General features: G+C 53.3%; 9 protein-coding genes. All 9 read right to left on the reverse strand.

From position 1 onward, the window contains the following. Positions 1-13 precede the first annotated feature (13 nt). On the reverse strand, positions 14-1,093 hold the full coding sequence (gene tssG, locus L6R44_RS15145) for a type VI secretion system baseplate subunit TssG (RefSeq protein WP_237424656.1): 1,080 nt from the start codon (positions 1,091-1,093) through the stop codon (positions 14-16). Continuing rightward, a complete protein-coding gene (gene tssF / locus L6R44_RS15150; RefSeq protein WP_237424657.1) occupies positions 1,057-2,826 on the reverse strand; it encodes a type VI secretion system baseplate subunit TssF in 1,770 nt (589 codons plus the stop codon). Before tssF ends, tssG begins: the two co-directional genes overlap by 37 nt. A gap of 88 nt (positions 2,827-2,914) precedes the next feature. Continuing rightward, positions 2,915-4,531 (reverse strand): type VI secretion system protein TssA, encoded by a 1,617-nt coding sequence (tssA, locus tag L6R44_RS15155; RefSeq protein ID WP_077064460.1) that lies wholly within the window; start codon positions 4,529-4,531, stop codon positions 2,915-2,917. After that, complete coding sequence (locus L6R44_RS15160) at positions 4,532-7,804, reverse strand: ImcF-related family protein (protein ID WP_237424658.1); 3,273 nt, start codon at positions 7,802-7,804, stop codon at positions 4,532-4,534. 89 nt (positions 7,805-7,893) lie between these two features. Then, entirely contained in the window at positions 7,894-9,099 is a 1,206-nt protein-coding gene (locus tag L6R44_RS15165; protein ID WP_237424659.1) for a hypothetical protein, read from the reverse strand. A 2-nt stretch (positions 9,100-9,101) separates the two neighbouring features. After that, the gene (locus tag L6R44_RS15170; protein WP_077064457.1) at positions 9,102-9,365 is read right to left on the reverse strand and encodes a PAAR domain-containing protein; all 264 of its coding nucleotides are present in this window, start codon (positions 9,363-9,365) and stop codon (positions 9,102-9,104) included. Positions 9,366-10,053: 688 nt separating this feature from the next. Beyond that, a complete protein-coding gene (locus L6R44_RS15175; protein ID WP_337249850.1) occupies positions 10,054-10,761 on the reverse strand; it encodes a hypothetical protein in 708 nt (235 codons plus the stop codon). Between the two features lie 147 nt (positions 10,762-10,908). Next, a complete protein-coding gene (locus L6R44_RS15180) occupies positions 10,909-11,388 on the reverse strand; it encodes a hypothetical protein (protein ID WP_237424660.1) in 480 nt (159 codons plus the stop codon). Further along, on the reverse strand, positions 11,385-14,030 hold the full coding sequence (locus L6R44_RS15185) for a glycoside hydrolase family 19 protein (RefSeq protein WP_237424661.1): 2,646 nt from the start codon (positions 14,028-14,030) through the stop codon (positions 11,385-11,387). The genes L6R44_RS15180 and L6R44_RS15185 overlap by 4 nt, the downstream gene beginning before the upstream one ends. Between the last annotated feature and the right edge of the window lie 12 nt (positions 14,031-14,042).

Here is a 14,042-nt window from a genome sequence, read left to right on the forward strand (position 1 = left end):
AGGACGTGGAACATTAGTCAAACCGGTAATCACCGGACTGTGCCGGAGGAAGCGCAAGGCAAGTCAGTCCTTTATAAGTGCCAAGACTGACCGTCAGGTGCGTGCGTTTCGCGGGCCTATCGCGTTTGAGCCCAAGCACGCCGGTGCGCCCAAGCTGAACGCGCCGGGTCTTACCCAGCCGCGGCTCTGGCAGACTGGTCACGGGTACGGTGAGACGCACCCTGACATCGGAGCGGTAACCCATATACACCCGCAGCAGGACCATCAGGTCGGTATGTATCTGGCCGCCCGGCAGCCAGCCTTCTGCTTCATCGGGGTTATCTGTGGCGAGCATCAGCAGAATGCGGCTGCAGGCCTCTTTCCCGTTTTTTCCAAGGGTGGCTCGCTGCGACAGGGATACGCGGTTTCCCTTGCCAAGTCCGCTGCGATGAGTCACAGGCACGATGGACGGGTCCGGGCTGATAATGAAGGCCTTCGTCTCCGGGGCAAGCAGGCTAATTAACTGGCGAATGCCTTCGGCATTGCGGGTCGGCATCCGCATCGTGCCGAGCAGCGCCAGAAAGCGGGATGACGGCGTCGCCACCTGCTCTGCCGTGCCTGGAATACCAAGCCCTACCAGGCCGAGCAGGCACTGGGAGATATCATCTGCACCACCCGCCTCAAACGTCACCGGATAAGCGTACTTGCGCCAGATACGGTAATACTGCGTCAGGATACGGTGGCTGAAGATATCAAGAAACGCGGAGGTAGCTTCATACCCCTCCCGCCGCTGGGCAATATCATCCAGCAGTGCCGTCGGCAGCGGTGAATCCACGCCGTACATCCCGAGGAAAGTGGTGCGTACCGTCGGTGCCAGGTCCGGATAATCTTCATCGGTTTCGACAACCTTTAGTTCACTGGCCGGAAATCCCATCCCCGGCCAGGGACGAAAGCGCACCGGATCATTGCTGAGTTTATCGGTACTGCCGAGCGGGGGCGCCAGTGGGTTTTCCTGTTCAAGCAGTTGGCAGAAACGGTAAAAATTGACCCGCCAGATATGGTCGCGAAGCTGTTCTGTCAGCCCGGAATGTGCTGGCTGTGATTCTCTTTCCATCGCAGTCGTTTCCCTGTCGGTTGCAGTACCAGCGTGAGCTGATTGAAGAGGTGCACATCGGCGTAAATTGCAAAGAAGCGGTGCAGCATCTCACCAAACAGCGTGACATCTCCTTCCCCGGCAAAATTATCGGCGTTCAGGGTGATTTCGATATCAACCCCGCGCAGCATAAAGCCGCGTTCGAAGCGGCGGATAAGGGTGTGCTTCACCGCCACAATCGCCTCCAGCCGACGACGGTTCATCTCGTCGTCGGTCCAGTCATACAGCGCCAGCGTTCCGCGCAGTACCTCCGGGTTATCCATCATGCTTAAGAAACTGGAGCCCAGATGGCTCATGACCCGCCAGTGGAAGCGGTCATTGGCCGGTGGATAAAGCGGGAGCGTCGGGACCTTCAGGTTCATCACCTTCACCGGCACCTTGCCGGCTTTCACCACCCGGTCAAGCAGGGTACTTTCGAGTGACCGGCGCGGCAGCTGACCGTTGGTACCGGTGATACGGATGGACAGTGATTCCGGGCTTTGTGACAACTGCTCGAGCTCGAAGGACTTCCCGCCGAGAATAAGCCAGGTGTCATACAGCCCCGAAGGACCGCGCTTCACACGGGTATGGAAGTAACGCTCCGGCGCATCAAAGCGCATCATGCCGCCACGGTGTCGAAAACTGGTGAACGGCACATACGGATGTTTGCCGTTTTTCACCGCCCCGTGAATGTCGTCCACGCTGTAAATTTCAGTATGGCCATCCTGAACGCGCATCGGTCGTAACAGATACTCGTTCTGCAGCGGGTCCGGCGTCAGGGGATCGGCTTCCAGCGGGAACAGGTTAATCACCGGCGCACAGTGCAGGCGAAAGTTTTCCGTCTCAAACGGCAGGTCTGACGGCCAGCCATCATTCAGTACGATATCGATTTCAAACCAAGTGTTTTTGGCGCTGAGGCCGGTCATTTCGAGCCCGCGCAGTTCCACAAACATGAATTTCTGGCGGAAGCTGAAATACTCCAGCAGCAGCTGGTAACCGCTGAATGCTGAATCCCCTTTTGGCCACAGGCGGTCGGTATCATCAAAACCCATGGGTTTACACCAGCCGTCGAAGCGTACCCGCTCGGTGCGGGTTTCACTGTGGCGGGCATACATGGCGTGAACCCGTCGGGTCATCGCCAGATGCAGCGCCGAAGCCACCGGGCTCTCGGCATCGAGGTAAATGGCGACCTTATCGATGCCGGCTTTTGACCAGTCCACTTTGTCCGGACAGTCAAAACGAAGGCGAATGGCGGCACGGCCATCCGGTTCGGTCTGCAGACGGGCGTCTGCCAGGTGCAGGGGCTGCAGCGGCACCTCGCGGGTGGTGCGGTACTGACAGACCGTCTTCTGCGGCCCGACAGGGCGTGACAGCACGGAAAAGCCTTCTTCCAGCATTTCCATTTTGCGAAGCTGCTGCCACTCCGGGCTAAAGGCCACCACGGAGAGCGAAGGGATGGTGCGCATGTAATGCGGCCACAGCAGGCTGACCAGCCCTTCTGTCAGCTCCGGCAGGTCATCATCAAGCTTTTCGCGCAGGCGCCCCATCAGGAAGGCAAAGCCTTCAAACAGCCGTTCCACATAAGGGTCACGTGCCCCGGTTTTATCCAGATTGAGCATGGCTGCCCTGTCGGGGTGGGCGCGGGCAAATTCTTTACCGGCTTCACGCAGGTAGCGCATCTCGGCTTCGTAATATCGCAGGGTTAAATCATCCATGTATGGACATCCTGAGTGGAAAAATCATCAAAAGAAAGACGTCATCAAGAGGACGATCGTTAACTGAAGCGCAATGGCGACCGGGGATTTACCCGCACAGCACCATTGCACGGGCCGGGTCGAGGGCAATCAGCCCCGCCAGCAGGGTATCCATTTCGGGAGCAAGGCGAACTTTGTCACTTTCGCTGCGCCCGGCTTTCAGGCGCAACAACCGTAGTCGGCGGGCCTGCACGTCAAACAACAGACCTGGCTCCCAGTCACTGAGGGTCAGCTGCGGCGCACTGCCAGTGAGTTCACCGAGCAGGTGCAATGCCAATTCGTTGCGCCCGTACTGCTCGGCCACTCGTGCCATGAGTAAACGGAGTAACCAGCGGCTACGGGGGGAGTCCATGCCCGGACGGCTCTGAAGCCAGCTCAACGCAGCTTCCGGGCCTTCACTGTCGCCCTTTTCCATCGCCTCGGTTTCCAGTGACAGAATGTCACCAGCGTGACCATCAATGGTCATAGCCGGTTCGTCGGCGAACCCGGGCATGTCGTTGTTAACCTTTTCCGCTATCCAGCCCAGCGTCACCTCATCAGCCAACGGCGTACCGTCATTCCAGACGAGGGTGTCTAGTCCTGGCAGGCGTTTCAGCATTAACTTTAGGTCGCTGATCACATAATCGGCCCAGTGCTCCCAAGGGGCTCCCGCGCGGCTCAGCCCCTGCCACAGGTACCACTGCAAATCGAGCCAGAAGCGGTTGCCGCCTTCGGTGAACATTACATCCACCTGTTCAATCAATTCGGTCCAGCTCTGCTGGAGATACAGACGTTTAAGCTGCGCACGATAGTCCGGTTTCGGGGGCAGCAGACGGGTCCGGCCGCTGGCATCGAGTGCAGGTAACTGTGTAACCAGGTCCCAGCGGGCCGCTTTCATCATCCGGTGAGCCGCAAGCCAGCCCTGCGGCTGCTCCACCACCCAGCCGGACAACACGCGCAGCTGACGGACCAGCTCCACTTCCGATTTAACAGCTATTGCCGCCGGTACGGCACTGCCTGAAAAGGTAGAGGTTCCGACACCGGTGGTTTCCTCCTGATGTGAGGAGGCCACTGGTGTGTCGAGTCCTCCGGCACCGGCCAGACGGGTTTCAAGGGCGCGCAACAGGCCAGCAAATGAGGGTCGCTCGCTGTCTGACAGATTCGCCAGAGCTTCTTCCAGCAGACAGAGTGCTGCGGCCGTTCTGGCAGTGTCTTCCCGCGTCACATCTGGCCAGCGCGAGAACGCATCCAGCACTTTATCACTGTTCAGCCATTCCAGTGCCGTCAGCCGGGCATTGCTGCGCAACGGGTGGCAGTGCTGCCTTGCCTGTTTCAGCATGGCGACAAGCAGCGTCAGACCATCGGCCAGCCCGCAGTCACCCTCGCGCTGCAGACGGGCAAAGATATACCAGGTCACCACACGGATATCACGCGCCTGGTGGGTTACAACCAGCTCGGCCAGACGACACAGCAAGCCGGTATCGGTACCGGAGAGTTTGTTGATTTCCTCATGCATCAGCTGGAAATCATCCTCATAGGTCGGGTCATCCCCCGCCCCGTTGCCGGCGGCAAGCGGAGCAAGCCAGGCATCCCACCGGGACAGGTTGTCCCGGGCATGTACAATTAGCGCGGCGCGCTGAGCTTCATCCGGAAGACACAGCGTCAGTAACGTCTCTGCAGTGGTCATTTAGTACACATCTCCTGGTGCTGATGCGCCGGTGGTGTCGAAGATATTCTGCGGAAGAGTGAATCCCTGCAGTTTGAGCAATGCCAGTGGCCCGTCTCCGAGCTCACTGCGCATAATGAATTTCAGCGGATTACCGTCCGGGGTGATCCACACCAGCTGTGTCCGGCTGCTGTCGAGCGGCGTAATCAGCGCCTTATCCAGCAGACGGATAAAGCCCCAGTTCCCCTGGTTGTTGGCGTAGAGCCGCATTTCGGTGCTGGTTGAACGCCAGCTCAGATCCATACCCGGGTAATAGGTATTGCCCGGCCAGGTGAAGCTCTGCCAGCTTTCCATCTGGTTGAAGTAATCCAGTTTCTGACCATCCAGCGTCAGCTGCATCCGCGCCACATCGCGAGACGGTCGCGCCATCAGTTCAAAGTGAACCCCGGCATCCCCTTGGGCAAAGACGATATCGGCGATGTCTGCCAGTTGGTTGATGGCTGAAAGGAATGCTGGGTTAACGGTCATTCCCTGGCTCGCCGCAGGATCGACCACCCAGTGGCTGCCTTCCTGATGCAGGATGCCGCCAAGGTTGGTTTTGATGAACGCCGCAATTCGCCCGGAATCCCCACGCAGGAACTGAGCCAGCAGCGGAAGTGACGCATCGCTGCCGGTGGCCTTAAACGGATAGCGTCCGGCAAAGGCGGTGTTCCACTGCGAAACGATGGTGCTCTGCCAGCGGGCATTGAGGCTGCCTGCCGCCGGAGCCAGCACCTGACGCCAGGCCAGGTCGAGCGGCTGCACAAACAGCGCCTGCCCGAAGCCGTTCCACTCCTGGCCCAGGCTTGCCGCCGCCAGGCTGCCGTAGTCCCGGGTGTCGGTCAGATCGATGGCTTTCCCCTGGAAGACAGTCTGGGCCAGCATCTGGGACATCGCCTGCGGATCGGGTGCGCTGGTCACCTGCTGCAGCTTGAGGCGCACCTGGGTCACACGGGCCAGCCACGACTGGAAGCTGAGGTTACCGTTACTGCCGGTGCCATCTTTACCAGCCATCAGACTGGTCAGGGGGCCAAACACACCGTCCAGCGGACCTTTAGGCCCCTGAGCCTGCTCAATAAACTGTTTTGCACTCTTCTGACGACCGACCAGTTTTTTCGCTGAATCCACCAGTGAATCGGCCAGCGCCTCGCCTTTGGCCCCGGTCTGGCCCTGCCAGGCCAGGGTGTTCATCAGCGCCACCAGAGGCGATTGGCGCACATCCGCCAGCAGGTTCAGTTGGGCGATAGCTTCAGAGAGCGAGGTTGCTTCCTGCCACTGAATGCTGTTGGCCATGTTCAGCCAGGCATTACCAAAATCAGTGAAGTAACGCTCAGTGAGTCGCTGCTTCAGGGCTTCAGGTGAGATGTCGCTGCCAGCCTGCTGCTTTTTGTCCGTCAGCACCCAGTCAATTTCATCACGGCGGGTTTTCACCACCTCATCAATGGCCTCCTGCACCTGCTCTTCCCATGCCTGACGGGTGAACATGCCCGGCACCACTTCCTCAGAGGAAAACAGCGTCGACGAATCCGTATCACCGGTCATGTCGGCCAGCGTTAAATCCGGCCAGTTGCGGGCGATGCGCCCTAGCATTTCCTGATACAGGCCTGACTCGGCATTACGCTGACCAATCTGCTTGAGCAAAATCTGGCGTACGGTGCCTACCAGTTCGCGGTCTGGCGTAATTTTCCACTCCGGGTGCGCCGGTAAGTTCTGGGCATAAAACCCGAGCAGCTTCGGTGCCTGGGTCTGCCATACGATGTCAGATACGCCTGAGCGTGAGGGCCAGGCTTTGATCATATTACCGGCCAGCCAGTTCGCATCCGCTTTGTCCGGACGCGCCAGCATCAGATATCCTTTCAGCAGGTTATAGGTCTTCTGGGTTGCGGAGGTACGCGCATCACTTGCTGGCGGCAGCTGCACAAAGGCATTCAGCTGGCGGTGAAGCTCACTGGCCAGGGCATCGCGCATCAGCGTCTGGTTGTTTCGTGCGTAAAGTGGCCACAGCATGTTCAGCGTATCGCTGTCCTGATTCAGACCGAACCGGGTGTACCAGGGCGCACCATGAACTTCGCGGTTCTGCAGACGGGCAATGGTCTGCTGCAGGAGAAGCTGATTACGCAAACGTTCGGGCAGCGGCTGTCGGGTATCGGCGGCGGTGCGCGCCGTATCCTGCGCCAGCCAGATTTGTGTGCGGTTGACTGAAAGTGACAGCAACGTACCCGCACCCCACAAAAGAATCAGCCCCAGTAGTACCAGGCGCAGGGCTTTCTGCCAGTGGACGCCGATTTTACGGGCATGCGCCTGCAGGCTGTCTTCTTCCAGCGCCTGCCAGACCGGCGGCGACAGACGCGCATGGGGAACCGTAGTGGCCCCCGGCAAGGCCGGGCTGAACATCACCCCGCGCAGGCGGTACGGCGCCGGGCCGGACATCAGCACGTTGAGTAATGACAACAGAGACCGACGAAGACGGCCCTGCAGTGCGTCAGAAAGGTTTAACAGCCAGTGGTGCTGCGAATCGTCAAGCAGGGCAGCCACGCCAGCCGCCTGCAACTCTGACGACAGGGCCGCAAGCGTTGTACGGGTCTCATCTGCGGTGACACCCGGGCCAAACAGGGCTCCCGTTGGTGGAACGCCTTCACCATCATGTGCCCATGCCCCTTCACGGACAAGCCACAGCCACACCGGCAGCTGCCAGCCCATCAGGGCATCGGTTTTCTGGCGCACACGAATCAGGGTGTCCTGTCTGGCCGTGTCCGGGAGCGCACCGGCATTCATCACCTGCACTACCCCGTCCAGTGGACGCTGCGGGCGAACAGCTTTCAGCACCGACAGAAATTCGTCATCTGGCACGCTGTCAGACAGACCACCGTGGATCAGCACAATCCCGTCACTTTCCTGCCAGTGGTCACGTTTCAGCCCCGGCACCACCTTCTCAATATCGTTATCGCTGCCCTGTACCATAAGCAGGCGCACTTTTGCTTTCCAGCGGCGACGGTAGCGCAGGTGGAGGTGATCGATAAGATCAACACTGGAAAAGACATCACCCGCCACATGTTCCTTCAGAATTAAAGGCTCTAATTTTGCAACCGACTGTTTCTTGTTTTCTTCAAACGCCGTCTTTACTCCCGTTTTGCCAGCGCGATCGAATAATTTTTCAACTATCCAACCGATGATGATAACAATGAGAATAAACACCAGGCACCCTATCAGCAACCGGGTATTATCAAGTGGGCCAATGCCAGTCCAGCTCACCATCTTTTCTGGCAATGCTAAAAATAAATAAGCAAATATTGCCGTCAAAAAGAACAGAGTGAGAACGATACTCCCTATTAGCGTTTTTATTTTCACAATGCGTCCTGTGGTTTCCCTGTGTAATCTCCGGAAGTCACCCCGGCAATCCAGAGTTCATTCTCACTTGTCTCAACAGCTATAATTTGTGGCATTCCGGAGCGAGCCGACGGTGCAGAAAGAGCAACGGCCAGCCATGGAGAAGAAATGCCAACCTGACCAATGTAATCGTCAATGTTTTTATGATCTTCTGTCATTTCAACACTCAACTTATGTTCTTCACATGCGGTATTCCACTCTCCTCCCTGCGAAATTTTCCGCCCTGCCACCCAACTCCCTTGAACCTTTTCAGGTGAGAGTTTGCTCCACAAGAGAGCCCGGGAGAGTGTTTTCGCCAATGAGCCATTGTGATGTTTTTCAGGGCGGTGAAGTTGAATTGCGTCAGGAAATCCAGGATGCTTTCTGTTCAGCATGAGTGTTAGTGAAATAGCCTCCCCGTCGCCTTCCTGAGGGGTATCCCGGATGACTGCGCTTAAGCACAATAGCAACGAAGGTTTGAGCCAAGCGTTATCCAGCCAGTAATCAAACGCTGTAAATCCTTTAGCGGTGAATAACGAGAATGAACGGCCCGTTTCTGACGAGATTATGTCCAGCGCGCTCTGTTCTGCATCCAGGGTAAGTGGAATATCAAAATCAGCGATCAGCCAGCAAGGAATATTCCCAGGTATTTTTTCTAGCGCGGGCATCACTTGCATGATGAGTGTTTTTATGGATGCGTTGAACTCCCCCACTTTTGATTCGGCTTCGAAACCTTTTAGCTTTGAATGACGAACAGGCCCTGCACCACTACGCGTTTTTTGTACTTGTAAAACAGGTAATGATGTCCTTACAGCTGTTAATAATTTATCCGTACTGCTTCCGACCTGAGTGATCACCCCGGAGGTAATTACCCAGGCAGCACGTTGTCCGCGAACAATTTCGTCGTTCCAGAGAATACTTCTGTCGGCGTTCCAGGATTCTGCCCAGACCTGATCGGCTTTATAAGCAGTACGACGGATCCCAAGCAATGTTCCCCAGACGCAAAACGGCACGCCAAGCGCCGTAAACCAGAATATTGCACCTTCCCTTTCCGTACTCCAGAAAGAAAAAGCCAATACGGTTCCCGTTGCAAGGAGTATTACCAACAGGCCTAGCCATCTTCGCGTATCAGGACGTTTTATTTTCGGAGCAAGCTCAGGAATCTCATCCAGAAATACCGGCATGTTTACCCAACCTTTGCCACCGAAAATGAACTAATAAGAGAGCAACCACACCCACATTTATGCCCCTGAAAAGCAACGGGTATACCTTCATCAAGATAATTGGGGTTACCCTCAATGATTGTCGTTGGCCCATGACCGTCTTTTGGACATGAAACTTTATCGCCTTTACGTGCTACACCTATGCCCCCGAACTTCATCGTGCCAGAGCCTGTTAATACCTTTCCACCATGCGTGGTTTTATCGCCAACCCGGATAATTGCTAACATATGAAATTTCCTTAACCTGTCATAACCACGAACATAAAATATTTAAGGAAGCGTGCTGTTAAAAAACTCAACCTCCTTCAGACACCCTCAGTAATACATTGATAAAATTCTGCAACTTTAGCATCTATGACATTTGACTCAAACGTCTCTAAGTGAGATTTTTTATCGATCATTTTATCCCGTGACGTTCTCGAGCCTGATATTTTCTTCTTTATTTTAGGATCATTACTAGCCTGAGAAATTTCAGCCTCATCCAATTCCTTTACAGCGTTTTTAATATGACCAGGCGCTTTTTAGTCTATATCTGAAAGCTGCTTATTTTCGTTGTAGGTAATGATGTGACTTTAAGGATGGCCGCTAACGTTTTATTATGAACGACTTTCACATACATGCTTTCACTACAACCCTCTTTCAGAAGCAGCTTCAATTTTGATGAGGTTATTTTTTCATTATTTGTGAGAACTGAGTCACAATAATAAATCACTGCTAGACTCCCACTACCCTCAACACTCCATCAACATCGAACCGCATAGTGCTGATAGTGGTCCTGATGTAAGTCACGAAACTTAGCCAGTTGGGTTAATAACTCCCCTTTGCCCTCTAAATTAATTTCGCTTTTAATAGTTTCTGCATTGCACCGGCAGAGATAACTTCACTATCAAATGACTGAATTGCGCCCATGTCCCCTTCATTTTCGGACATTGCAACCAAAATTTTTTCCATCCACGGTTAAGGATCCATCCGCTATCCGGTTATCCCATCTAGAGTATATCGCTAATGTAATATTCCCCCGATACACTGGCCCATACCGAGTACCATAACGTGTAACTTTAAATTTATCCGCATATAGTTTTTCACCATCACATTGCATACCATTAAAATATGATAAAAATGTCACTGAATGCATATGCCACGGCTCCGCCACCATGCCCGATACCTGCTTCATCCAGCTCATTTTGCTGATAAACGCTTCGGTATACGTCTTCCATACCGCCAGCGAAGGGTCTGCTGCCAGCGTGTCCAGATACACCTTCCAGTAAGCATCATCCTTGCCGTAATACCATTCACTCGGATGTTTAACTATGAGGCGATACAGATGGTCGCGGTAAGACGGGTTATGCACTGCCTGCAGGTATTCCTGCTCTGAGTACTGCCCGTCCTGATTGGTATCTATTTGTTTCAGCAGGCGGTCATAGTTGTACTGGTTCAGCTTCCGGCTGCTGTCAGTTTCATTCTGTGCCGCTTTGTACAGCTCACTCAGAATGCCTTTCACCACATTGTCCGGATGATGAATGCCGTCTATCAGGTCAAAACTCTCTGGCTTCTTATCCAGCGTCACAAAACCCAGGCCCGCAAGGTCGAACTGCGCCACCTTTTTCGCGCTCTCTTTCGCCATCCAGCCGCCTTCCGGCCTTATCTGGTAATACCCGGCGCCCGGCTTTTACGATCTGACTTAACCATTTTGCCCTGTGCATCTGGCATGTAAAGATCTGCGCTCTTTGTAAGGCTCAAAACACTTAGAATATTCCACTTCACAACACCGCTACGGGAAAACCATCCCATCATCATCTGTATAAGGAATTTCAGTTATGAATTTACTTTCAATATTCTTATTCCTGAACGAGGATGGCAGACAATCATCTGACTGTACGATTTTGTCATCTTTTTTGACATCAAATGACATTGTATATTCTTCCTTTTCCGCCCCATTAATTATGTCAATAACATAACTATATTTCCCTCGATTAAATCCATAATATGTAACACCCATTTTACTATCTACAAGTCTTTTTAGCTTATTCTCCGCATCAAAGTGAACTATCAATTCAACCTTACCATCTTTTTGGAATGTATAGTTAAGAGCCTGAGTTTCGTTATCTATTGTAAACAAAACCTTTCGAGTTAATTTCCCTGGCAACGAACACGAGATAATTTCAGTTGTATTTAAGCCGGAAGCAGCTGTAGAACTTTCTGACAATAAAAAAATGCTCACTCCCACCCAAAAAAAACTACGTATTCTCATAAAAAAACCCCCTCACACAACTGATATGCTGTTTGACGTTCATCCAACCCCATAGTCCCACCGTTGACTCTTCTTGTTACACTTATTACATCATCAAAGCCATTACCTTGATCACGAGAATATACTTCATAGTGCAACCAAAACCATATAGCACTTCGTATGGCATAGGGCATCTCATTTATTTTCTCTGGTTCTTCAACAGTATTAGGTGGATTTCCTTGCCAGTAATTATTATACTCCTCCATAAATCCATGATATTTTCCATACCCAGTAACTTGAATCAATCCCCTGCCTCTAAAATTATAGCCATCATCTGGGTTGCTTTGTCTATTACCATTCAACCTTAGATAATGTTTTCTCCCAATAGCTTGCTCGTCAGCCCTGCGAATAATCCGCCCGCTTGCATTTTTCTCGTAGCCATCATTTTCGGATTCAGTTGGATGCTCACGATAATACTGACTAAATGACCTTAGGGTTGCTGGGGAAAATTGGAAGCCTTCTGTTTTACCTTTCAATTGCGGACCCACCTCACCTTTAATCTGAGAGAAGAAATGCCTCAATCGCGTCGGAGTGTCCAATTTAAATGTCTGAAGTTTGCCTCTTAACTCCTCAACAACAGTATTGATATCTGCATCTGAGGCATCAGGGAAAATTCGTTTCAACTGAGCGTATGTAACTCCATCATTGTCAGTCAAAAACCCATCTAAAAACACCACGGGATGCATATGCCACGGCTCCGCTACCATCCCCGGTACTTGTTTCATCCAGCTCATTTTGCTGATAAACGCTTCGGTATACGTCTTCCACACCGCCAGCGAAGGGTCCGCTGCCAGCGTGTCCAGATACACCTTCCAGTAAGCATCATCCTTGCCGTAATACCATTCACTCGGATGTTTAACTATGAGGCGATACAGATGGTCGCGGTAAGACGGGTTATGCACTGCCTGCAGGTATTCCTGCTCTGAGTACTGCCCGTCCTGATTGGTATCTATTTGCTTCAGCAGACGGTCATAGTTGTACTGGTTCAGCTTCCGGCTGCTGTCAGTTTCATTCTGTGCCGCTTTGTACAACTCGCTCAGAATGCCTTTCACCACGTTGTCCGGATGATGAATGCCGTCTATCAGGTCAAAACTCTCCGGTGCCTTATCCAGCGTCACAAAACCCTGGCCCGCAAGGTCAAACTGCGCCACCTTCTTCACGCTGCTTTTCTCCATCCAGCCGCCTTCCGGTCTTATCTGGTAATAGGTTGCTTCAGCATTGTTGGATAACGCTTTTCCGTCAGCATCCACTCCGGGAACTTTTGAGAGAGTCAGAATGCCTGGGGCTCGACTTTTACGCTCTGACTTAACCATCTTCCCTTGCGCATCCGGCATATAAAGGTCTGCGCCCTCTGCATAGGTCAGGTAAGCCGGGTTTTCCTCCCCCACTTTATCCGGATTGGTCAGGAACGTTGGCAACTTGCTGTCCGCACTCAGGCATTCAATATGTACCTGGTAGCGCGAACGCTTGCCGTGCTCTTCCGGCAGTTCGTAAAAACCCAGGTGTCCGATGCTGTCACCGGCATTAATGGTCAGCGGTGTGGCCGGGATAACCACTTCTCCGTATTTTGGCTGCCCCACTGTGGCTCCACCTTCTGCGGTCAGGTTATCGTTATCCGACACCACCCACACACGGTCCCCTTTCTTCAGCGGGTTATTGTCCTGGCCCAGCGTGACAAGACTAAAAACACGGCTATCTGATACCCGCGTAAATGGCGGAACATCAGTATCCACCGTCACCGGGAAATCCTTAGCCAGATTGCCGCAGTCTTTCCCGCTGCTGATATCTTCAGTGCTGAGATAGCATTTCATGGTTGTCGTCGTTTTACCGATCTGCTGAGTACCGCTTTCTGCACCGCAGACTGGTGAACAATTGCTCCACCATGACGGCTCTTTTGCCTGCCCACCTTGCGGCTTCAGCCATCCCCGGTCCGACACCGTCCAGATTTTGTCGCCTGCATGCAGTGACCCGGTATCCTTTACCACTGTCACTTCACAGAACTGTCGATGATGATGGCTTGACGTCATCACCTGCGCGCCCAGCTTCACCTCAGTCCCGGCGGGTAGGGTGCCACTGGCCGTTGCCGTATTCACATCGTCCTGCGAGCTATAGTACTTCTGTCCCTTTGCCGTTTCCCTAAGATAAACATCACCCCGCCCGTAAGCCGATACCGGAGCCAGATTCATATACAGCGTGTGAAATTTCAGCCCGCTGCTGGCCTGTTCACCCGGCTGGATATTATGCTCAACCAGGACAAATGATGTTGAGAAAAAGACTTTATCACCACGCCACTCAACGAAGTCGTAGTCGTCACACACCCGGTAAGCCACGATTTTACCGTCGGCCATACAACTGACCGCCTGTTCGCCAGCATAAGGCTTATGGACATAAGCCAGCTCTGACGCATTCGAACCTGTGAGTGCACACCACGGGACAGTAGCATCAGTAATATGAATGCCGCCATGCCACATTCCCTGGCTACCAACCAGATAAAGCCCTGAACTTTCGCCTTCAAGGATACTCAGCAGCTCTTCGGCGTTGCCAAATTTCTGTCCCCTGCCATTAGCCGGAACCGGAAAACTGATTTTGGGTATTGAAGCCATGTTTTACCTTCA

The sequence above is a fragment of the Enterobacter cloacae complex sp. ECC445 genome, from assembly GCF_021892025.1.
In the GTDB taxonomy this organism is placed as follows: Bacteria; Pseudomonadota; Gammaproteobacteria; order Enterobacterales; family Enterobacteriaceae; genus Enterobacter; species Enterobacter chengduensis.